Origin of the sequence: Bacillus sp. J41TS8 (assembly GCF_018333035.1) — a bacterium.
In the GTDB taxonomy this organism is placed as follows: domain Bacteria; phylum Bacillota; class Bacilli; order Bacillales; family Bacillaceae; genus Bacillus; species Bacillus paralicheniformis.
In genome coordinates, this window is the sequence record NZ_BORF01000005.1 from 221,513 (window position 1) to 243,385 (window position 21,873).

Annotated in this window: 23 protein-coding genes and 2 riboswitches; of the genes, 15 read left to right on the forward strand and 8 right to left on the reverse strand. The window is 46.3% G+C overall.

Annotated elements, in window-relative coordinates; all coding sequences use genetic code 11:
• Window position 1 precedes the first annotated feature (1 nt).
• A complete protein-coding gene (locus KI350_RS09795) occupies window positions 2-721 on the reverse strand; it encodes a DUF1836 domain-containing protein (RefSeq protein ID WP_059231541.1) in 720 nt (239 codons plus the stop codon).
• Window positions 722-862: 141 nt separating this feature from the next.
• On the opposite strand from KI350_RS09795, the gene htpX reads away from it, so the two are divergent.
• The 5 genes from htpX (at window position 863) to KI350_RS09820 (ending at window position 5,808) form a co-directional block, all read left to right on the forward strand.
• On the forward strand, window positions 863-1,756 hold the full coding sequence (gene htpX / locus KI350_RS09800; protein WP_025811991.1) for a protease HtpX: 894 nt from the start codon (window positions 863-865) through the stop codon (window positions 1,754-1,756).
• Between the two features lie 148 nt (window positions 1,757-1,904).
• A complete protein-coding gene (locus tag KI350_RS09805; protein WP_025811989.1) occupies window positions 1,905-3,254 on the forward strand; it encodes a TrkH family potassium uptake protein in 1,350 nt (449 codons plus the stop codon).
• A gap of 111 nt (window positions 3,255-3,365) precedes the next feature.
• The gene (locus KI350_RS09810; protein ID WP_020451129.1) at window positions 3,366-5,366 is read left to right on the forward strand and encodes a penicillin-binding transpeptidase domain-containing protein; all 2,001 of its coding nucleotides are present in this window, start codon (window positions 3,366-3,368) and stop codon (window positions 5,364-5,366) included.
• A 47-nt stretch (window positions 5,367-5,413) separates the two neighbouring features.
• Window positions 5,414-5,629: a hypothetical protein gene (locus KI350_RS09815; RefSeq protein ID WP_023856450.1), complete on the forward strand. Its 216-nt coding sequence runs from the start codon at window positions 5,414-5,416 to the stop codon at window positions 5,627-5,629.
• Window positions 5,626-5,808, forward strand: a complete 183-nt coding sequence (locus KI350_RS09820) for a hypothetical protein (protein ID WP_020451131.1) — start codon at window positions 5,626-5,628, stop codon at window positions 5,806-5,808. The genes KI350_RS09815 and KI350_RS09820 overlap by 4 nt, the downstream gene beginning before the upstream one ends.
• A gap of 210 nt (window positions 5,809-6,018) precedes the next feature.
• Here the strand turns inward: KI350_RS09820 and KI350_RS09825 are convergent, their stop codons facing one another.
• Window positions 6,019-7,044, reverse strand: coding sequence for an acyltransferase family protein (locus tag KI350_RS09825; RefSeq protein WP_025810280.1), 1,026 nt, complete (start codon window positions 7,042-7,044; stop codon window positions 6,019-6,021).
• 309 nt (window positions 7,045-7,353) lie between these two features.
• Between KI350_RS09825 and KI350_RS09830 the strand changes: the two genes are divergently transcribed.
• From KI350_RS09830 to KI350_RS23020, 3 genes are all read left to right on the forward strand, one after another.
• Window positions 7,354-9,564 (forward strand): PAS domain-containing sensor histidine kinase, encoded by a 2,211-nt coding sequence (locus KI350_RS09830; protein WP_020451133.1) that lies wholly within the window; start codon window positions 7,354-7,356, stop codon window positions 9,562-9,564.
• Window positions 9,565-9,571: 7 nt separating this feature from the next.
• Window positions 9,572-10,069, forward strand: coding sequence for a methylated-DNA--[protein]-cysteine S-methyltransferase (locus KI350_RS09835; protein WP_020451134.1), 498 nt, complete (start codon window positions 9,572-9,574; stop codon window positions 10,067-10,069).
• Between the two features lie 91 nt (window positions 10,070-10,160).
• Window positions 10,161-10,274 (forward strand): hypothetical protein, encoded by a 114-nt coding sequence (locus KI350_RS23020; RefSeq protein WP_023857319.1) that lies wholly within the window; start codon window positions 10,161-10,163, stop codon window positions 10,272-10,274.
• 6 nt (window positions 10,275-10,280) lie between these two features.
• On the opposite strand, the gene mtnA is transcribed toward KI350_RS23020, so the two are convergent.
• The 3 genes from mtnA to KI350_RS09850 form a co-directional block, all read right to left on the reverse strand.
• Window positions 10,281-11,342: an S-methyl-5-thioribose-1-phosphate isomerase gene (gene mtnA, locus KI350_RS09840; RefSeq protein WP_020451135.1), complete on the reverse strand. Its 1,062-nt coding sequence runs from the start codon at window positions 11,340-11,342 to the stop codon at window positions 10,281-10,283.
• A 5-nt stretch (window positions 11,343-11,347) separates the two neighbouring features.
• On the reverse strand, window positions 11,348-12,544 hold the full coding sequence (gene mtnK / locus KI350_RS09845) for an S-methyl-5-thioribose kinase (RefSeq protein ID WP_020451136.1): 1,197 nt from the start codon (window positions 12,542-12,544) through the stop codon (window positions 11,348-11,350).
• Window positions 12,545-12,626: 82 nt separating this feature from the next.
• Window positions 12,627-12,770: riboswitch (SAM riboswitch) on the reverse strand.
• Between the two features lie 83 nt (window positions 12,771-12,853).
• Window positions 12,854-13,633: a carbon-nitrogen family hydrolase gene (locus KI350_RS09850; RefSeq protein WP_020451137.1), complete on the reverse strand. Its 780-nt coding sequence runs from the start codon at window positions 13,631-13,633 to the stop codon at window positions 12,854-12,856.
• Between the two features lie 95 nt (window positions 13,634-13,728).
• Here KI350_RS09850 and KI350_RS09855 point away from each other — a divergent pair, with 95 nt between their 5' ends.
• The 5 genes from KI350_RS09855 to KI350_RS09875 all read left to right on the forward strand — a co-directional run bounded on the left by KI350_RS09855 (window position 13,729) and on the right by KI350_RS09875 (window position 18,203).
• On the forward strand, window positions 13,729-14,919 hold the full coding sequence (locus KI350_RS09855; protein ID WP_020451138.1) for a pyridoxal phosphate-dependent aminotransferase: 1,191 nt from the start codon (window positions 13,729-13,731) through the stop codon (window positions 14,917-14,919).
• Window positions 14,920-14,968: 49 nt separating this feature from the next.
• A riboswitch (SAM riboswitch) is annotated at window positions 14,969-15,068 on the forward strand.
• Between the two features lie 83 nt (window positions 15,069-15,151).
• Entirely contained in the window at window positions 15,152-16,369 is a 1,218-nt protein-coding gene (gene mtnW, locus KI350_RS09860; protein WP_025810283.1) for a 2,3-diketo-5-methylthiopentyl-1-phosphate enolase, read from the forward strand.
• Entirely contained in the window at window positions 16,366-17,064 is a 699-nt protein-coding gene (mtnX, locus tag KI350_RS09865) for a 2-hydroxy-3-keto-5-methylthiopentenyl-1-phosphate phosphatase (protein WP_025810285.1), read from the forward strand. The genes mtnW and mtnX overlap by 4 nt, the downstream gene beginning before the upstream one ends.
• Window positions 17,025-17,651 (forward strand): methylthioribulose 1-phosphate dehydratase, encoded by a 627-nt coding sequence (locus KI350_RS09870; RefSeq protein ID WP_023857315.1) that lies wholly within the window; start codon window positions 17,025-17,027, stop codon window positions 17,649-17,651. The genes mtnX and KI350_RS09870 overlap by 40 nt, the downstream gene beginning before the upstream one ends.
• Before the next feature lie 15 nt (window positions 17,652-17,666).
• Entirely contained in the window at window positions 17,667-18,203 is a 537-nt protein-coding gene (locus tag KI350_RS09875) for a 1,2-dihydroxy-3-keto-5-methylthiopentene dioxygenase (protein WP_020451142.1), read from the forward strand.
• A gap of 27 nt (window positions 18,204-18,230) precedes the next feature.
• Here the strand turns inward: KI350_RS09875 and fosB are convergent, their stop codons facing one another.
• Both fosB and KI350_RS09885 read right to left on the reverse strand, forming a co-directional pair.
• Complete coding sequence (gene fosB, locus KI350_RS09880; protein ID WP_020451143.1) at window positions 18,231-18,695, reverse strand: metallothiol transferase FosB; 465 nt, start codon at window positions 18,693-18,695, stop codon at window positions 18,231-18,233.
• On the reverse strand, window positions 18,682-19,002 hold the full coding sequence (locus KI350_RS09885; protein ID WP_020451144.1) for a YkvA family protein: 321 nt from the start codon (window positions 19,000-19,002) through the stop codon (window positions 18,682-18,684). Before KI350_RS09885 ends, fosB begins: the two co-directional genes overlap by 14 nt.
• 215 nt (window positions 19,003-19,217) lie before the next feature.
• On the opposite strand from KI350_RS09885, the gene KI350_RS09890 reads away from it, so the two are divergent.
• Window positions 19,218-19,460, forward strand: a complete 243-nt coding sequence (locus KI350_RS09890; protein WP_020451145.1) for an aspartyl-phosphate phosphatase Spo0E family protein — start codon at window positions 19,218-19,220, stop codon at window positions 19,458-19,460.
• Between the two features lie 58 nt (window positions 19,461-19,518).
• On the opposite strand, the gene KI350_RS09895 is transcribed toward KI350_RS09890, so the two are convergent.
• On the reverse strand, window positions 19,519-21,030 hold the full coding sequence (locus KI350_RS09895; RefSeq protein WP_065643312.1) for a sporulation kinase KinD: 1,512 nt from the start codon (window positions 21,028-21,030) through the stop codon (window positions 19,519-19,521).
• A gap of 237 nt (window positions 21,031-21,267) precedes the next feature.
• Between KI350_RS09895 and mhqR the strand changes: the two genes are divergently transcribed.
• Complete coding sequence (gene mhqR, locus KI350_RS09900) at window positions 21,268-21,723, forward strand: MarR family transcriptional regulator MhqR (RefSeq protein ID WP_020451147.1); 456 nt, start codon at window positions 21,268-21,270, stop codon at window positions 21,721-21,723.
• Window positions 21,724-21,873 lie beyond the last annotated feature (150 nt).

Here is a 21,873-nt window from a genome sequence, read left to right on the forward strand (position 1 = left end):
ATTACTTCATACCATATTTTAAGAAGACGCTGTCAATCATGGAATGGGCGGTTGCCTGTATGTGCGAAGCGATAACGGATAGCACAGTGACAGCGGTGATATCTCTCGCTTTGTTCCATTCGGGATCGGCCAGATCTTGATAAAAACCGCGGAGCTGTCCAGTCTGCTCGATGACGATTTTTTCGAGCGCCGATTCATTCAGCGTATAGTCTTTGATCCGGTACACATAATCGAGAACCCGCGCATACCCTTCATAAAAGCGCAGCGGACTCACCACATCATCTGAGCGGTCTGTAATCGTATTAAAAACCGTTGTTAAGATTGGACGGATCGTTTCGAAGTCATAAACCGATTTTAAGTCTCGTACAATGAGAAGGATGACGGCTTGGTCGATGGAATATTTTTTGCCCAGTTCCGGATGTCCCATCAAATCTTTTATATCGCGTTTGATCCAGTTTTGGATGGCTGTCGATTTTAAGGATGTCAGTTCGCACAAATTCCCAAGTTCAACAATTTCATTTGTGGAAAGCCCGTGTTCCGTTTTTGGTTTTTTTCGTTCGTACCGGACAATGAATTCGGGGATGTCCAAATTGTCTTCCGGCTTATCGGGCGCCAAATCGGCCGATCTCAAAAGAATCGCAAGCGGACTGACATCCAGCTGCCCTTTTAAAGCGTACATCAGTTTGGCCATTTCCAGGCGAGTCAGTTTAAAAGGTTTCATCATTCCACCTCATTATGTATTAAAATGAAATAGCAAACAATATAAACATTATCTTACGTCTTATCACTTGCATTTTCAATTCTATGCCGTATAATTTTATTATACGAGTTCATTTGATCTTATTATAACATGGAGGTAATCATGGGAAAAAGAATCTTTCTCTTTCTTTTATCGAACATTTTAGTTATTACGACGATCGGTATTGTGCTGTCCATTATCGGTTCGCTGACAGGCGTAGGCACGTATTTCACGGCTGGCGGCGGCATCAATATTGTTGCGCTTCTCGTATTCAGTGCGGTTGTCGGCTTTGTCGGCTCCTTTATGTCGCTTTTGATGTCAAGATGGATGGCGAAAATGGCGATGGGCGTTCAGGTGCTGAATCCTGATAAGCAAACGCTCAGCTACGAAGAGCAGCAGCTCGTTGACCGGGTATATAAGCTGTCCCGCGCTGCCGGACTGACAAAGATGCCTGAAGTCGGCATCTACAATTCACGCGAAGTGAATGCCTTTGCGACAGGGCCGTCCAAAAACCGCTCGCTTGTCGCTGTATCGACGGGTCTTCTTCAGGAAATGGATGACGACGCAGTGGAAGGCGTTCTTGCTCACGAAGTCGCGCATATCGCAAACGGCGATATGGTGACAATGACGCTCCTTCAGGGAATCGTCAACACGTTTGTTGTTTTCTTCGCCCGGATTGCGGCATGGGCTGTTTCACGCGTTGTCCGTGAAGAGCTGGCGCCGATCGTTCACTTTATCGCGGTCATCGTATTCCAAATCGTGTTTTCCATTCTCGGAAGCCTTGTCGTGTTTGCGTACTCCCGCCACCGCGAATATCATGCGGATAGAGGAGGAGCGGACCTTGCAGGCAAGGATAAGATGATTCACGCGCTCCGCTCGCTTGAGCAGTACACTTCAAGAGTCAAAGAAGAGCAGGCATCTGTTGCCACTTTGAAAATCAACGGGAAAAAGCACACATCGCTTTTCTCAACACACCCTGATTTAAGCGACAGAATCCGCCGTCTGGAAGCAAAATAATCAATATGCAAACCCCCTTTTTCAAGGGGGTTTACTTTTTAAATTTAAAAATCGAAAATCGGCTGTACATAAGAGCATGTTTCCTTTAAAATGGAACACGTTATACACAAGAAGCGCAACTTTTGAATATTGAAAAGAAGGAACGATTATGAAGGTTTTATTGAAAAAACTACTGCGCGTGCTGTCTCCTGTACAGCTGATCGCGCTCTATTATTTTTTGGCGGTGACGGTTTCCGTTATATTATTAAGTCTGCCCGTTGCACACAAGAATGATGTGGAATGGTCATTTATCGATGCCCTTTTTACTGCGGTGAGCGCAGTGAGCGTAACCGGTTTGACGGTTGTTGATACAGCTGATACATTCAGCACAGCCGGAATATGGATTTTGGCGTTTGTTTTGCAGTTTGGCGGGATCGGTGTGATGGCGCTCGGAACATTCGTCTGGCTGATTTTCGGCAAGCGGATCGGTTTGAAAGAGCGCCGGCTGATTATGACCGATCAAAATCAATCCAACTTATCGGGCCTTGTCAAGCTGATGAAGCACGTGCTCGGCTTGATCCTGCTGATCGAGCTGTTTGGCGGGCTGATTCTCGGCACTTACTTTTTAAAGTATTTTGATACACCTGGGGAAGCCTTTATACACGGGTTTTTTACGAGTATCAGCGCAACGACCAATGCCGGTTTTGATATTACCGGCAACTCGCTGATTCCGTTTCAGCACGATTATTTTGTCCAGTTTATCGTCATCATGCTGTTGATTTTGGGTGCGATCGGCTTCCCGGTGCTGATTGAGGTAAAGGATTTTCTGCTCAGCAAAGAGCGCAAATTCACTTTCAGCCTGTTTACCAAACTGACATCAGTCACTTTTTTCCTTTTAGTGATTGGAGGCGCGATCGGCATATTCGCCACGGAAGCGCGCTTTGCCTTTTCAGGAAAATCGTGGCACGAAGTCATATTCTATTCGTTGTTCCAGTCGACGACGACCAGGAGCGGCGGACTCGCGACGATCGACATCAGCCAATTCACGCATACGACCATTTTGTTTATGTGCATGCTCATGTTCATCGGCGCTTCGCCAAGCTCTGTCGGCGGGGGCATCCGGACAACGACCTTTGCCTTAAACCTGTTGGCGCTGTATCACTTCGCGCGGGGAAATAAATCGGTGAAGATTTTCAAACGTGAACTGCACCAGGCGGACTTAATGAAGTCATTGATTGTGACGCTGATGGCGGTTATTCTCGTTTTCGGCTCGACACTCATTTTGACAATGACGGAAAAACATTCTTTGCTTGAACTGCTGTTTGAAGTGTGTTCTGCCTTCGGTACGACCGGCTTGTCGATGGGCATTACTTCAGATTTGAGCACGATCGGCAAAAGTGTCATCATCCTTCTGATGTTCATCGGCCGAATCGGCATTGTCACGCTGCTTTATTTATTCGGCAGAAAAGAAATCGAAGCGAACTACCATTATCCAAAGGAAAGAATAATTATCGGATAAGAAAGACAGTTTAGTTAAACTGTCTTTTTTTATGATCATAAAGTCGGTCGCTGTATTTATTTGTATGATATAATGCTTAAATGGCGGATTGAAAAAAAGGGGGAAGCAACGATGAAAATGAGAGTCATCCATTTGTTTATAGCCGCCGGATTTCTATTGCTCGCCGGAGCCTGTTCTAACGAGCCGACAGCAAAAGAAAGCATGGATCAATATGTAAACAAATGGAACGATCAAAAATTTGAAGAAATGTATGAACAGCTGTCGGCTGAAGCGCAAAAATCGATTTCAAAAGACGATTTCATCAAGCGCAATCAATCCATTTATGAACAGATCGGAGTTTCCGATTTGAAGGTTTCAGCCGTCGATAACGATGAAGATGAAAAAAATAAAGAGAAAAAAGATGCAGTGACAATACCGTATAAAGTCAGCATGAATACATTGGCCGGCCCCGTTTCTTTTGAAGGGAAGGCAAAGCTTGTCAAAGAAAAAAAAGACGGTGACACGTCATGGAAAGTCAACTGGAACCCATCCTTTATTTTTTCACAGCTGAAGGAAGGGGAGACCATCCGGATTACCGCCAAGGAACCAGCGAGAGGCATCATTTATGACAGAAACGGAAAGAAACTCGCTACGAATGCGACAGTGCCTGAAATCGGCGTCGTTCCGGGGCAGCTCGGAGATGATAAAGATGGTGTCATCAAAAAGCTCGCGAACATGCTTGACATGGAAAAAGAAGACATCGAAAAACAGCTGTCCGCAAGCTGGGTGACGGACGAATCATTCGTTCCCTTGAAAAAAGTGAAGCCTGGTAGCACAGAGCTTCTTAAAAAAGCGACCTCTCTTCCCGGGGTTTTGAAACAAGACACGCAATCAAGATACTATCCTTACGGTGAAAAAGCCGCACATCTTACCGGTTACATACGGCCGATTACCGAAGAGGAATTAAAGCAGAATAAAGAAGGCTACAGCGAGCATTCACTGCTCGGAATCGTCGGTCTCGAACACATTTATGAAAAAGAACTCAGAGGAGAAATCGGCTGGACGATTTCGATTCCTGAATCAAACGCGACAGTTGCCTCAAAGGATGCAAAAGACGGAAAAGACATCCATACCACGATCGATATCAACAAACAGGAAGAACTGTACAACCAGTTAAAAGATGACTCCGGTGCTGCCGTTGCGTTAGAGCCGCAGACTGGAGAAACGTTGGCGCTTGTCAGCGCGCCTTCATACGATCCGAACGGGTTTTTGTTCGGCTGGAAAAAAGGAGAATGGGAAAAACTCAACAAAGATGCGTCTGCGCCATTCACCTCTAAATTTAATAAAACCTATGCTCCGGGTTCAACGATCAAACCGATCACGGCTTCAATCGGTCTGAAAAATGACGCGATCAAAGCGGATGAACCTAAGAAGATCGAAGGGAAGGAATGGCAGAAAGATTCGTCATGGGGCGGATATAAAGTCACACGGGTTTCCGATCGATTAAGCGATGTCAACCTGGAAAACGCGCTGATCACTTCCGACAACATTTATTTCGCGCAGACCGCCCTTGACACAGGGAAGGATCAATTTGTCGAAGGCCTGAAATCATTCGGCTTCGAGGAAAAACTTGATTATGAATTCCCGACGAAGTCTTCCTCCATATCAAACGAAGGAATCGACTCGGATATTCTCCTTGCCGATTCAGGATACGGACAGGGGCAAATGCTGATGTCGCCGATACACCTCGCGGCAAGCTATACGCCTTTCTTGAACGATGGTAATCTGATCAAGCCGCACCTGATCAAAAAGGACGGCGAAGAGAAAGAAATATGGCATAAAAACGTACTGCCCACAGGCGGAGCAGAAGCGATTACAAAAGGATTGAAAGGCGTTGTAGAAGACCCTCGCGGCTCGGCTTACAAGCCGGTTGTCAAAGGGCTCACGATCGCAGGGAAAACGGGAACGGCCGAGCTGAAAACGAAGAAAGACGAAAAAGGTAAAGAAAACGGCTGGTTCACCGCTTATGATTACAAAAACAAAAACCTTTTAATCACGATGATGATTGAGGATGTGTCAGATCGCGGCGGCAGCTCATATGTCGTCAATAAAGTGAAAAAAGTGTTTAAATAAGCACCCTTCAGGGTGCTTATTTTTTTGCCGAAAACTGGATGTGTGGAATGTACGGAAACGGAAAGGATATGGATGAAACGACAAAAGAAAGGAATGTCATCATGAAAAGAAAAGTTGCCAGAAATGAAGCGGCTCTTAACAATAAAACGCCTGCTGAAAGCATGCATGATCATCAATACATGACCCAATATGATGCCGAAAACGGAGACAGGGGCGCCAACCGCAACTCGAAACAAGGGAAGCAGGGAGAATCGCGCCAATGAAAAAACATCAAAAAAGCAAGGATATGCAAAACCATAAAAAACCGATGAATCCAGATGTGCTTCAAGAGGAATTTTCAAACGAACTGGGCGATGTCAACGCCTTTAAATTGATTGATGTGATCGAGAACAATAAAAAGAAGAACAAAAAGGCGGACGGACAGCAGCGGGATAAAGATTAAAACTGCGGATCAAACGAGAAAGGTGCAAATCGGAAACGATTTGCACCTTCCAGCGTGTCGCCAGTTGTCAGGCCTGCGCGTCGGTGCTCACGAATTCTAACATTCGCTCCGCTCCGATGCTCGGCCTTCCTAGACTGCAAGGGTTTTCAATCACGCTGATGGGATGAAAAAATCTGAAAGGTCCAAATCGGAAACGATTTGGACCTTCATTTATTTTAAATAAGGGTTATATCCGTTGTCTTTTTTCAACATCCTCATTAAATTCGTCATTTTCAATTCGATGAACGGCTGGGCGACCGTTTTCACAAATCCGCTTGATAAGCAGAAGGTTAAAATCGCCGTGGCGATGATTAATAGCGTCAGACTTTGATAATCGGCAAGCCATTCTTCCGCTCCCGTTTTTCTGAACGACTTGATGATAAAGCCGTGCAGCAGATAGACATAAAATGTGCGCGTTCCCCACAGGGTAAAGAAATACCGCCTTTCAGGCACAAGCGCCATGAACGCGAAGGTTGAAGCGAACGTGATGACGAGGAGCGCCACTCGGTTTAACCCGCTTTTTATCCCGACATCGCCGAATTCCGAATAGGGTTTGGACCCGAACAGCCAGGAGTAATCGAAGTCTACAAAAAAGTAGAAAACGAACGTTGCTGCTAAAACGGCTAGAGCGGCCTGCTTGCCTTTCCAGCCTCTCAGTATTTTAAAATGGTCTTTTTGCAAATAATAGCCCGCCAAAAAGACCGGGAAGAAAACAAACGTGCGGGACAGGCTGAGCGTGTTGCTGATCAAGTCGATATATCCGACAAGAACGGCGATCGCAAAGCTTGCGGCAAACGCCCATTTCGCCGGCAGTTTTGTGAATGGAAACAACAGGATATTCCAAAAGAACAGGCTCAGCAAAAACCAAAGCGACCATTGCGGTTCAATCGGATTTGCGGCCGTTAAGCTTTGATCATCGATAAAGGAATAAAACAGCGTATAGATTCCCTGGAAAATCAAATAAGGAACAATCAGCTTCCAGGCGATTTTTTTGACATAGCCGTGGCGGTTGAACCCTTTTGCAAAATAGCCTGATATGAGAATAAAAGCAGGCATATGAAACGTGTAAATAAATTTATAAATATGAAGCAGAGCATCATTATCATGAATATAGGACCTGATTATATGTCCGAATACGACGAGAAAAATTAATAGGAATTTTGCATTGTCGAAATAGCTGTCGCGCGAAGTCGCCATAACATCACCCTTTCACAAACATTTTCAGGAGACGCCGGTGCGGGAAGCGTCTGAACCCCGGAACATTCTTTCCGGAATGACGTCTTCCACCAGTCTGGCCTCATTTTAAAATTTTAAAATAGAAAGCATGTGTTTTCCTATGCATTAAGTCTTATTGTTAGGTCGATGTAATTGAACAGTAAGGAACTTTTATATCGTCATCTTCCTGTAAAATAGGCGGAAAGGTTGTAAAAGTTCGAAACAAATGAAGGAAGATTTTCCGGTTTGTAGAATAATTGGAGGACAGGTTTTCAAGAAGGAGTGTAATAAATGGAGGAAACTCTTGATTTGAATGAATCCTTAAATCTGCAAAACCAGCTGAACAGACTGAAGAAAGAGAACGCCAAGCTGAAAGCGGATTTGTATCAGTATGAGCTGCTGTTTAACGGGACGCTGGACGCTATTTTTATATTGGATAAACAGATGAACATCATCCAGGCGAATGATGCCGCCTGCAAAATTCTGCAAAGCCAAAAAAAGAATTTGCTGGACCGGTCGGCGCTCGACTTCCTGCACGCCGTCCCGCCGGATGAACTGAACCAGAGCATTCAACGCTTTTTGGAGCGGGGATATGCGAAAAAAGAAGTGGCCATCAGGCTTGACAACGGATCTGTCAAATATATCGAGTTTACTGCAAGCAAAGGAATCGGTGAAGACTGCTATTTTGTCGTCATGAGGGACATTTCATCGAAAAAAATATTGGAGCGGGAGCGCACCATTAATGAAAAGCTGTTTAAAGATTTGTTTCACCGCGCGGTTGAAGGAATCGTCATCTTTGATAAACAAGGCTGTTTCATCGATGCGAACCATTCGTTTTGCCAGAGCTTCGAAATTGAAAAAACAGAGCTTTCAAAACTGAAGCTGTCTCAATTCGTATCCCCTGAAAACAAGGGGCGGCTCGATAAAATCTGGAATGCTCTTTTCAGAAGAGGGAAAGCAAAAGGGGAGCTTCCTGTCCGGCTCAGATCAGGAGAAGACCGGCTGTTTGAGCTTACGATAACCTCGAACATTTTAAACGGCTTTTACATGTCGATTATGAGGGATATTACCGAGAAGCGCTCGATGGAAAAACAGCTGTTTAAAAGCGAAGAACGCTTTAGAGAAGTCTTTGAAAATGCGATGGATGCCATTATACTGATGAATAACGACGGCCGCATCGTCAAAGCGAACCAGTCGGCCTGCAAAATCTTCGAACTGCCGATGGAACAGCTTCTCAACAAGAAGATGACCGATTTTATTGATCAAACCGATCAGAGGTACCATGCCATTCAAAAGCAGTATGATCAAAAAGGGGAAATCCGGGCGGAACTGCTGTTTCGTATGGCAAACGGACAATATAAAGAGCTTGAGTTCACGTCAAAACGGATCATGTTCGACAGCCAGGACCTAACCATTTTAAGAAATGTCAGCGACAGAAAACGAATGGAACAAGAATTGCGGGAAAGCGAATTGAAGTTCAGAAAAGTATTCAACGGATCAATGGACGGAATCGTTCTTTTCAACAACCAGTACGACATTATCGATGCGAACCCCCTTGCCGGAAAAATTCTCAGCACCCCTCTTGAACAGCTGAAAACGTCCAATCTACTTGATGTCATCTCCGGCTATCATATAGAAAACGCAGCTTCTCCCGCTAAAACGATTTCCTTAGAAGAAATGGACAATGACATCCCATTCCTGCTGAGCGACCAAAAACGGATTCTTGAATTTTCATTTAAAAGAAATATCATTCAAAATATGAACTTGGCGATGCTCAGAGACGTGACAGAACGAAAAGAGCTTGAAGAGCGGCTCCGCAAGTCTGATACCCTTCACGTCGTCGGCGAACTCGCAGCCGGAATTGCCCATGAAATCCGCAACCCGATGACGGCGCTAAAAGGATTTATCCAACTGCTGAAAGGCAGCATCCAAAATGAGGATCACGCGCTTTACTTTAATGTCATCACATCAGAACTCAAAAGGATTGAATCGATTATTACGGAGTTTCTCATCCTTGCAAAACCGCAGGCGATTATGTATGAAGAAAAAAATATCGTCAAAATCATGCAGGACACAATGGATTTGCTGCACGCACAGGCAAACCTTGACAACGTTCAGATGCATCTGAAGTGCGAAGGCGGCATTCCGCTGATTTATTGCGAGCCGAATCAGCTGAAACAGGTATTTATCAACATTTTGAAAAATGCGATTGAAGTGATGCCTGACGGAGGCAACGTATATGTGTCGATCAAACCGAAAGGAGACGACCATATCATTATCTCGCTTGCTGACGAAGGAATCGGCATGACAGAAGACAAATTGAAGAGGCTCGGCGAACCTTTTTACACGACAAAAGAACGGGGCACTGGACTCGGGCTCATGGTCAGTTATAAAATTATTGAAGAGCATAATGGAAAAATCGAAGTTGAAAGTGAAGAAGGGAGAGGCACGACATTCCATCTGACTCTCCCGATCAGACAGCATCATGAGGAGGAGGCTTAATCGCATCGTGGGCTTTTATATTGAAATGACCTCGCCTTTTGGACAAGCTTACATTGTCGAGGAAAATCACCACATTACACATTTGCTATTTGAAAAAGATGAACTAAAACAGCTCCAGCAAGACGGCTTGGAGCTTCGCCGGACCGAAACGGAATTGTTGAAGGAGGCAAAGCGCCAGCTCGAAGAATATTTCAGGGGGGAGCGGAAGACGTTCACCCTTCCTCTCCGCCAGGATGGAACCCCGTTTCAGAAAAAAGTGTGGGAGGCGCTGCAGTTGATCCCGTACGGTGAATCACGGAGCTATTTAGATATCGCGTGCGCCGTCGGGAATCCGAAAGCGGTTCGCGCAATCGGCCAGGCCAATAAAAGAAATGCGCTGCCGATTTTGATCCCGTGCCACCGTGTCATCGGCAAAAATCGTTCTTTAACGGGGTACTCCGGAAATGAAACGGATAAAAAAGCGGTGCTGCTCGACATCGAAAATATTGCGTATAAGGGAAAATAATATACGAGCACGCCGTTTCTTTTTTTCGTCAGCGACATATAATTTTATTAAGTTAAAAATGTTGGTCTTGGTAAAAAAGGAGGACGAATAAGTGAAAACGAACCGCCCGAACAAAATAGCAGGATACGCGGAATTGTTCGTCAAGCTGCACGTGTTGACCGAAGAGCAGAAGAAAGACATCATCAAATCGATTAAAATCCGCTAAAGCGGCCTAAGTAAGGGCTTCAGCGGAAAACAGCGCTTCAATTTCTTCTTCAAACCTGTCTGTGATAATCCCTTTTTCCGTAATGATGCCAGAGATTAAATCGTGCGGCGTGATATCAAAAGCAGGGTTGAACACTGGCACCTCTTGCGGAGCTATTTGCGTTCCGTTTATCAGCCTGACTTCATCCGGATCGCGTTCTTCAATCGGAATGTTGTCGCCACATGAAATCGAAACATCAAAAGTTGACAGGGGAGCGGCGATAAAAAACGGGATTTGAAAGGCTTTGGCGAGGATTGCCAAGCCGTATGTTCCGATTTTATTGGCTGTATCTCCGTTTCTCGCGATCCTGTCCGCTCCGACAATGACGGCTGAAATGTTTTTTTCTTTCATCGTATGGGCAGCCATGCTGTCTGTAATCAGCGTCACGTCAATTCCCCCCTGCATAAGCTCCCACGCCGTCAGGCGCGCCCCTTGCAGGACAGGCCTCGTTTCACAGGCATAAATATGAAGGTCGAGGTCCTTTGTTTTGGCAAGATAAAACGGGGAAAGGGCCGTACCGTACCTGCTTGTCGCAATCGAGCCGGCGTTGCAGATGGTCATGATGCTGTCACCCGATTTGAACAAATGCAGTGCATTCTGTCCGATTTGCCGGCACGTTTCTTCGTCTTCAACCTGGATCTGAATGGCTTCATGGATCAGATTTGTTTTTGCTTCATTGACCGATTTTGCGTCCTCCGCACTTATTACCAGCCGATTGAGAGCCCAGGATAAATTGACGGCTGTCGGCCTTGCCTGATTGAGTTCATCTTTGATTTTTCCGAGTTCCACCAGAAACGCGGAAACGTCAGATGTATTGATGCTTTGTGCGCAAAGGGCGAGTCCGAAGGCGGCTGTAATGCCGATGGCAGGTGCACCCCTCACTTTCAGCGTTTGAATCGCATCATAGACGTCTTCTTTTGTTGTGAGGTGCAGGTATTCCGTCTTTTCGGGAAGCTTTTGCTGGTTCAGAATTTTTACCGATGCTTCTTCCCATTCGACAGAGCGGGGCACCGCAAATTGTTCAGGCATGTCATTCACTCCTTAAGTGCGTTCCGAAACGCTTCAATCAAGTCTTTTGGCGTCCGGAAACCACTGCGTTTTTCTATGAATGCTGCGCCTATTTTAAGGGCGAGCTTTTTTTGGCTGATTCTCCGGGAAAACGGAACGATTGTTTCAAGGTCCGCCACATGGGCAAGGCCGATCGTCCGGCGGATCATTTCGCAGCCGGCAAAGCCTGCTGCGTCTTCAAACGCCTGCTTCAGAACTGATTCAAGGCGTCCTTTCTCATTTTTGCAAGCGTCAAGAGCATCGTTTTCCCATGCTTCGCTGAATGTCCGGCTGAACGTATGCCAGACGGTCTCGACATGGCGGTATAAAGGAGCCCGCCTGTTTTCTTCGCGGGAAAGCGCGTGCAGCAGCAGGTTGGCGATAAACTGTCCAATGTCAAACCCGATCGGGCCGAAAAACGCAAATTCAGGGTCGATGATTTTCGTTTCGGCTTCTTCACTTGCGAAAATGCTGCCTGTATGAAGGTCGCCGTGGATCAGCGTTTCCTCTGCAGACAAAAAGCGCTGTTTCAGTTTTGCCGCTTCAATTTTTAATGCTTCATTGCGCCAAAGATCTTCCGCTTCATCGCGAAGCTCTTCTTCGAAATCGTTTGTCTCATGATCAAAGAAAGGGTCTGTGAACACAAGGCTTTCTGTAATATCGCACAGATCCGGATTCGTAAACTGCTTCACAAGCCGCCCTTTAACTGTTGGGTCAAGTGCATATTCAGACGAGTAAAAATGTGTTTTTCCAAGGAATTCTCCGATGTCTTCCGACAGGTGCGGATAATCCTTCCCGTCAATCAGTCCTTTTCTGGCGATTTCCAAGTGAGAAAGGTCTTCCAATACGGTAACGGCAAGCTCGGTGTCAGAATAGTACACGTTCGGGACAAGGTGCGGGACATGCTCGGCTTGGCGGATCAGCGCACTGCTTTCGATTCTCGCCCTGTCAAGCGACAGCGGCCAGCTTTCGCCGACGACTTTCGCATAAGGCACCGCCTGTTTGATGATCAGCCCTTTTTGCTGCTCTTTGTCATACACGCGGAAGACCAAATTCAAGTTTCCGTCCCCGATCTCCCGGCATGTCAGGGTGCTTTTGCTTGGAAAAAGCCCGAGGCGAACGGCCAGCGCGGCCGCGGAGCTTTCGGTCAAAGTTTCGTATGCTGCGGTTTTCGTTACGGTCATGTGTGATTCCCCCTAAATGTCGTTAACAATAAAAAAGCCTCTTTCTCATCGAGAGAAAGAGGCTGATTTGTCGCGTTCGCCTCTCTTATCTCTCAGAATTCAAAGTCTGATGGAATTAGCACCGTGCCCTAGCGGCGCAGAATTTCGCGCCCCATTTCACAATGGTATTACGGTCGGTTGCTGTTGGGGTCATTAGGCCAGTCCTTCACCCAACTCTCGATAAGAGAAATCAATATAAAATTTTGAAATTTCAGTTCGGTCAGTTGCTGAAAATGTTACCAGCATCTCAGTTTTCTTGTCAACACTTTTTTAATATAAATCTCTGCGAATGTCCTCAAAAACCGGAATTTGCCCCCGCGCTTTTTCAATGTCCCCGAGGTTGATTTCGGTCCTGATGACGGCTTCACCGCTCCCTGCTTCAGCGAGGGTGCGGCCGAGCGGATCAATGATGATGCTGTGACCCGCAAATTCGTTTGCCGGGTCACTTCCCGCTCGGTTGCAGGCTGCGACAAAGCACTGATTTTCAATCGCTCTGGCTTTTAAAAGGCTTTGCCAGTGATCGAGGCGGGCGAGCGGCCATTCCGCCGATACAAAGATGATGCCCGCACCTTCCTTCGTATGTTTTCTGATCCATTCCGGGAAACGGATGTCGTAGCAGATAAACCCCGCAGCCGGGATCCCTTCAAGCTCGAAGCTCCCGTCGCCTGAGCCCGCTGACAAATAGAGGTGTTCGTCCATCAGCTGGAAAAGGTGAGCTTTGCTGTATTCTTTGATCAAATGTCCGTTTTTGTCTGCGATGTACATGATATTGTACACACCGCTTTTTTTCTTAACGGCGACAGAGCCGCAAATGATATGGACACGGTTTGCTTTTGCCGTTTCCTGCAGCCATCTCTTCGTTTGCCTGCCTTCTTCATCTGCGATGGAGCCGAGATTTTTTAAATCATAACCCGTCGTCCACAGCTCGGGAAGGAGAAGAACATCCGCTTTCCGGCTTTCCTGTTCGATCAGCTGCTCCGCTTTTTTAAAATTTTCAGAAGGATTGCCGTATGCGATATCGAATTGCAGACATGAAATTGTCAGCTTCAATCTGGATCACCTCATTTTTTTCTTTACATTTTACATTTAACAATATATGATGATGGACTATCATTTCAAGAATTTTTCAAAAGCGGGTGAATCATATGAAATTTGAGCTTTCAGATGTGCTGAAACAGCTGCCTGAGCAGTTTTTCGCTTCCTTGGTGAAAAAGGTGAATGAAAAAATCGCCGCCGGCCATGATGTGATCAATCTCGGCCAGGGGAATCCCGATCAGCCGACACCTGATCACATCGTTGATACAATGGCGCAAGCCGTTCGCAACCCTGAAAACCATCAGTATTCCTCCTTTCGCGGCAGCCGTTCACTCAAGGAGGCGGCAGCCGCGTTCTATCGAAGGGAATACGGTGTAGAGCTCGATCCCGAACGCGAAGTCGCTGTATTGTTCGGCGGAAAAGCCGGTCTTGTCGAGCTTCCGCAATGTTTGTTAAATCCGGGGGATGCCGTGCTCGTTCCCGATCCCGGCTATCCCGACTACTGGTCGGGCGTTGAGCTGGCAAGAGCGAACATGGCAACGATGCCGCTTACAGCGGGCAATCAGTTTCTGCCTGACTACAGCCGGATTCCGAAGGAAGTGAAAGAAAATGCGAAGCTCATGTATTTAAATTATCCAAACAATCCAACCGGTGCCCAAGCCACGCCTGTTTTTTTCGAAGAGACTGTCCGGTTTGCCAAGTCAAACGGAATTTGCGTCGTCCACGATTTTGCCTACGGTGCGATCGGCTACGACGGCAAGAGGCCTGTCAGCTTTCTCGAAACGGAGGGGGCAAAAGACACAGGAATCGAAATTTACACGCTTTCCAAAACGTATAATATGGCTGGATGGCGGGTCGGGTTTGCAGTTGGCAACGCATCTGTGATCGAAGCGCTGAACCTTTATCAGGACCATATGTATGTCAGCCTTTTTAAAGCGGTCCAAGACGCCGCGGCAGCCGCGCTTCTATCAGACCAAGCGTGTGTCAAGGAGCAAAATGAGCGCTACGAAAAAAGGCGGGATGTATGGATTCGTGCGGTCCGCGAAATCGGTTGGCACGCGGATGCTCCGCAAGGTTCTTTTTTCGCCTGGATGCCTGTCCCTGACGGGTATACATCTGAGGCTTTTTCCGATCTGCTTCTCGAAAAAGCGAATGTCGTCACAGCGCCCGGCATCGGCTTCGGCAAATACGGAGAAGGCTATGTGAGAGTCGGCCTCTTGACAAGCGAAGAGCGGCTCCGGGAAGCGGCTTCGCGCATTGCCAAGCTGAATATATTCAAAAAGACCGGCCACAGTCATTGACAACCGGGAAAAACGATGGGATAATTCAAAATAATTTATAAAATCAATATTCTTATCAAGAGCAGGCAGAGGGACAAGCCCGATGAAGCCCGGCAACCGACTTTTTAAGCACGGTGCTAATTCTTGCAGCTGACGCTGAGAGATAAGGATTCGAACCTGAAATGCGAAACCTCTTTTAGCTAAAGCAGCAAAAGAGGTTTTTTATATGCATGAAGCAGGAAGGAGCTACAGAATGAGTGAACTTTTGGCAACATATGTTTTGACAGATCAAGGATGTGACGCAGAAAAGCGGGCCGAGCAAATTGCGATCGGACTGACGGTCGGGTCGTGGACAGATCTGCCGCTCTTAAAGCAGGAACAGCTGAAAAAGCATAAAGGACGCGTCGTCAAGGTCGAAGAAACAGAAAGCACGCTGGGGGAAAAACAGACAACGGTCACCATCGCTTATCCGGAAGCCAATTTTACAAGCGACATTCCCGCTGTGCTGACGACCGTTTTTGGAAAGCTGTCTCTCGACGGAAAAATCAAATTGGCGGATTTGGAGTTTTCGCAGTCTTTTAAACAATCATTGCCGGGCCCGAAATTCGGCGTATACGGGATCCGGAAAAAAATCGGCGAATTTGAAAGGCCTCTGTTGATGAGCATTTTTAAAGGCGTCATCGGCCGCGATATGGAAGACTTGAAGGAACAGCTCAGACAGCAGGCGCTCGGCGGAGTGGATTTGATCAAGGACGATGAAATCTTATTCGAAACAGGCAGTGCCCCCTTTGAAAAACGAATCACGGAAGGAAAAAAAGTGCTTGAGGCAGCTTTTGAAGAAACTGGGCGCAAAACGCTGTATGCCGTCAACCTGACGGGCAGGACAATGGAGCTGAAATCGAAGGCGAGAAAAGCAGCCGAGCTCGGAGCCGATGTGTTGCTGCTGAATGTGTTTGCCTACGGGCTCGATGTTTTGCAAAGCCTTGCGGAAGACGACGACATCCCGCTGCCGATCATGGCGCACCCGGCAGTAAGCGGCGCACTCACTTCGTCGCCGCATTACGGTTTTTCCCATTCGCTTTTGCTCGGCAAGCTCAACCGGTATGCGGGTGCTGATTTCAGCCTGTTCCCTTCACCGTACGGAAGCGTTGCTCTGCCGAAGCAGGATGCGCTTGCCATATATGATGAATGCACGAAGGAAGACGTTTTTAAACCGACATTCGCCGTTCCGTCGGCCGGTATTCACCCCGGCATGGTGCCGCTCTTGATGAAAGACTTCGGCATTGACCATATCATCAACGCAGGCGGGGGGATTCACGGTCATCCAAACGGAGCGGCAGGCGGAGGAAGAGCGTTTCGGGCGATCATTGATGCCGTCCTGGAAGCGGAGCCAGTCGAAGAAAAAGCAAAGCGTTCTCCCGATTTGAAGCTCGCCCTTGAAAAATGGGGAAAGGTTGAGGTTTCCGTATGAGGCAGCCGCTTATCATTTGCGATTTTGACGGAACCATTACAACGAACGACAACATCATCAGCATTATGAAACAATTTGCTCCAGAAGAGTGGCTCGCTTTAAAAGACGGGGTTCTGTCCAGGGACATATCGATTAAGGACGGGGTCGGCAGAATGTTTCAATTGCTGCCGACAAGCCTGAAAGAAGACATTATGGAATATGTAATGAAACAAGCCGAGATCCGCCCCGGGTTTACAGAGTTTGTCTCTTTCCTGGATGAGCAGGGTCTTCCGTTTTACGTCGTGAGCGGAGGGATGGACTTTTTCGTCTATCCACTGCTTGAAGGCATTGTCGAAAAGGAACGCATTTACTGCAATGAGGCCGGCTTTTCAGGGCGCAATATCGAGATCCGCTGGCCGTATCCGTGTGACGGCAGCTGCGGAAATGAATGCGGCTGCTGCAAGCCTTCTATCATCCGCCGGCTGAAAGGCTGGGACGATTTTGTTGTCATGATTGGGGACTCTGTTACAGATGTTGAAGCTGCCAAATGTTCCGACTTGTGCATCGCGCGCGATTATTTGCTGCGGGAATGTGAGGGACTCGGCCTGAAGCATGCGGGATTCGGCGATTTCCGTGATGTAAAGCGAATACTTGAAGAGACCGCGGAGGTGAAAGAATGGACCCTGAGCAAAAATGGCACGAACTTGCCGAGGTAAAAAAAGAGCTTGCGGAAAGGGATTGGTTCCCTGCGACAAGCGGCAATCTGTCAATCAAAGTATCAGAAGACCCGCTGCGATTTCTCATCACAGCAAGCGGAAAAGATAAGCGAAAAGCATCCGCGGAGGATTTTCTGTTGGCGGACGAAGAGGGGAGACCGGCGGAGACCGGACATACGCTGAAACCGTCAGCGGAGACGCTGCTGCACACCCGTGTCTATCAAAATACAAACGCGGGCTGCTGTCTTCACGTCCATACGATTGACAACAATGTCATCTCAGAGCTTTACGCAAAAGAAAAGCAAGCGACATTCAGAGGCCAGGAAATCATAAAGGCGCTCGGTCTTTGGGAGGAAAATGCGGAGGTTGCGATCCCGATTATCGAAAACAGCGCTCATATTCCGGATTTGGCGGCGGATTTTGCCGGACACCTTTCAGGCGATTCAGGGGCAGTGCTGATTCGCAGCCACGGCATTACCGTCTGGGGAAAAACGGCATTTGAGACAAAGCGGATGCTTGAAGCGTATGAATTCCTGTTCAGCTGGCATTTAAAACTGAAAGCTTTGCAGGCTTACCACGTTAATTAAAAAGGGGGAGAAAGCATGGCGACAATTCGAATCCATGATGAACAAAACACGACCATTGAAAAGCAGGAAGAAGTAGAACAATTTCTAAAGGGGCAGGAGGTCATTTATGAAAAATGGGATATCACAAAGCTGCCGGCCGGCTTAAAAGAAAAATACGATTTGACCGATGAAGAGAAACAGGAGATTTTAGACGTCTTTGCCGCTGAAATCAAAGACATTTCAGAACGCCGCGGCTATAAAGCGAGCGATGTCATCTCGCTTTCCGACCAAAATCCGAAACTCGATGAGCTCTTGAAAAATTTCAAACAGGAACATCATCATACAGACGATGAAGTCAGATTTATCGTCAGCGGCCACGGCATCTTTGCGATAGAAGGAAAAGACGGCACATTTTTTGATGTCCTCTTAAATCCGGGAGATTTGATCTCCGTTCCTGAAAACACCCGCCATTATTTCACGCTTCAGGAAGACCGAAAAGTCGTGGCTGTCAGAATCTTTGTGACGACAGAGGGCTGGGTGCCGATTTATGAGAAAGAGAGTGTGAGCCGATAATGAAAAAGCGTCCGTGTGGACGCTTTTTTATTTGTTTCTGTCATAAAGGGCCTTGATGTGGCCTTCATGAAAGGAGAGATGCTGTTTTTCATTTTGATAGTATTGAAGACGGTCAAATACAGAGCCGGTGTGAAGCTCGAACTTATGGCCGTCCGGATCTGAGAAATAAATTGAATCTTTGTCGCCTTCATGCCGTTTTCTGCCCTTTAGCACGTTTACACCTAAATCGCGTAATTTCTTTTCCCAGAACGGCAAATCTTCCTGTTGAATCGAAAAGGCGATATGGGTGTAAGAGTCGTGGATTTCCTGTCTCTTAATGTCTTTCTCTTCGTTTAATGCGAGCCAGATGCCGTTCAGGTCAAAATAAGCGGTTTTCTCGGCCTTTACGAGCCACTTGGCATCAAACACCTTTTCATAGAATGAAATAGAGACGGACAGGTCAGAGACTGAAAACAAGAGATGATTGATACCGAGAATATTATTGTTTGCCATTGCCGTTTATTCCTCCCGTTAGATGTATTTCAAATCCGTCCAGCTCTTTGGTAATTTGCCTGAATAGAAAAGCGAGCACAGCCGCGTCATCAAGCCAGCCGACACCTGCGAGAACATCGGGAATCAAATCGATCGGAGACAGCACATAAATCAATGCCAGCGCGGCCAGTAAAATCGTTTTTTTCGGGAATAAGGGGAAGTCTCCCTTTCTCCAGGCTCTAAATGCCTTGAAAAACAATAAGAGGCCTGAATACGCTTCTTTCACGGCAAAGATGGTTCGGAGCCTTGACACTGGTTTTTTCATCATTTAGACCTCCTTCTATCCTCATGAACTCTTTTAAAGGTGTTTGCCGTATTTCATCGAGGGGTATTACACCTTTAATTCCACAATTCTATTATACTCGATTTCAAAATAATTTTTTGAGAAATAGGTTTACAAAATAAGTATAATCTGTAATAATGCTCAAGTACGCAAAATCTGGATGGTTCTAAGAAACGATATGTCGGTAAGGGGTGAAGCGTATGCAAAATTATGTTGAAAAAGAAGCATTGCTCGTTTCCATCAGCAAGAAGCGGCAAATGATGGTTGAAGCCGCTGAAATCTATGGATTTACAGGGGATGAAACGATCAGGCGGAGCCAGGAGCTGGATCAATTAATTTATGAATATCAAAAACTGTCTATGAATGAAAATGCGTCGGACCATCTGCTGCAGGATTTTTTAGGCTGCATCGACTGTCTGACCGTTGAAAAATATACGGCATAGTGACTGAACGAAAAAGAGCTGCCGTGAAAGGCAGGCTCTTTGCAGGAACGGGGAAGCCTCAGTCAACCTGTTCCTTTGAAGTCGGCAGCGTAATCGTTACAGTCGTTCCTTTATGCTGTTCGCTTTCGATCTGAATGGTTCCCCCGTACATGGAAATGATGCGCTTGCACACGACAAGGCCGAGTCCGGTTCCCTTTTCCTTTGACGTGACAAAAGGCTGGAAAATACTCTCCATCATTTCTTTTGGAATGCCTTCTCCGATATCCTTCACAATAATTTGCGCCTTCTCTTGATGATGTTCGATTTGAATGAGCAGCTTTCCGCCGTTTTTCATCGATTCAAGAGCATTTTTGGCGACGTTCAAGACAACCTGCTTAATATGATCTTTTTTACAATACACATAAGCCGGGTCTTCTCCACAGTCTTGAAATTCCACTTCCACATTATATAAATTTGCCTCAGAATGAATAATCGGCATGATTTCGTCAATCATTTCATTCATGGCGTTAAGCTGCCACTGCTCTGCCGTCGGCTTTCCGAGCACGAGAAACTCGCTGACAATCTGGTTGATCCTCCGGATTTCCTGGTCGATGATTGAGAAATACATTTGATCTTCTTTTGATTGATATTTTTTTTGCAGGAGCTGGATAAAGCCGCTGATACCTGTCAGCGGGTTTCTGATTTCATGAGCGGTGCTCGCTGCCAGGGTGCCGATTAATTCGAGCTTCTGGGCTTCATTTTGGGCGCGCTCCTGCTTGGTCCGCCGCTTCAGCAGCACATACTGGAGCATGAGGAACATAATATTCAGCAGAATGAAAATACTTAAAAATGACAGCAGAAGACTGTGAACGATTTCATCAAGCTGGACCGGTTCCGGATAAACTTCAAGCTTCCAGTCGATCTGATCCAAAAAAGCATCGACGGTGCCGCCGTCCGGCTTCTCAGGAGGAGAATGGCCTGCTGTAAAGACAATCTGATTCTTCTGGTTGAGAATTTTGATATAAAGCTCAGGGCTCAGGACGTTCATGATATTTTTCAGATAATCGACGCGGATCGAAGCCAGCAGAAAATTTGTCGTTCTGCCTTCGCTGTCATAGACAGGAGTAAAAATATTCAGCTCCAGCCTGTCCGACACTGTATGTATATCGTCTGTGATCACGGATTTCTTTGATTTTTCCGCTTTTTGCAGAATGTTCTTGTATGAAACCTTCTTTTTGTCTTTGACGGGAGACGTGCTCACCATGACATCGCCGTCTTTATTTAAAAGGTATAAAGCCGAAAAACGCGGTTCTTTTTTATACGTTTCCGTCAGGATTCGTTTGATATGCTGCTCATTAACAGGGTGGTTGAGGGCCGTGGCAAGGGAGCTGAGCCTTGCTTCTGTTTCGCCGATCAGGTAGTTGATTTGGTTGCGGTGAATATTGAGCATGAGAGTCGCAGTCTGACGGTGCTTTTCAGTGATATTTTCTCGTTCTTGTTCGTATACAAAAAAGCTTATAATGAAGGCGGGGATCATCACCAAGATCAAATAAAGCCTGACTTTCTTCCATAGATTTTTCAAATTGCGCATATTTTTACTCTCTCCCAATCGATACAGGAATAGGGGTATTATATCACTAGTGAGAGCCGATTTATAGAAAAGATAACCAATACCGTGAAAATAGGACACAATACCGGGGAATTTCCGGATATATCTATTTGATGTTCGATTCCTACTCATCATAACATGGTTTGAATGTTAACAGTTGACATTTTCCTCATAGTTTATTAATGTTTTCCTGTAGTTGTTTCTTTGGAGATGAGAGATATGAGTAATAGAGAACAGGAACAGTCCTTGAAATTATTTATTGTATTATCTCGAGCGTACAGATCCATTAATGATCATATGAATAAACATATTCATCATCATGGTCTGAATCCAACCGAGTTTGCCGTTTTAGAACTCCTCTATCATAAAGGGGATCAGCCCCTTCAACAAATAGGGGATAAGATTCTACTGGCGAGCGGGAGTATTACATATGTGGTTGACAAGCTTGAGCAAAAGGAGCTGATCGCGAGAAGAGCCTGTGCGACCGACCGCAGGGTGACCTATGCGCAAATTACAGATAAAGGCACCAAGCTCCTGGAGAAGATTTTTCCGGGTCATGCAGAAGAGCTTCACCACATGATCAGCGTGTTAAGCGATGAGGAGAAAGAAGCCTGCATCGAAATGCTGAAAAAAGTCGGACTGAACGCAAGAAATATTTATAAGGGCAAAGAATAAGGAAGCTGCCAAAAGGCAGCTTCCTCAGGCTGTCGAGAAAATCTCGACAGTCTTATTTTTTTCCTTAAATTATCCATTTTTTCATTTTATAATAAAGAAAAGGATTGAAAAGGACGGTGTCATTCTAATGTTCTACACAAGAAATTCTTC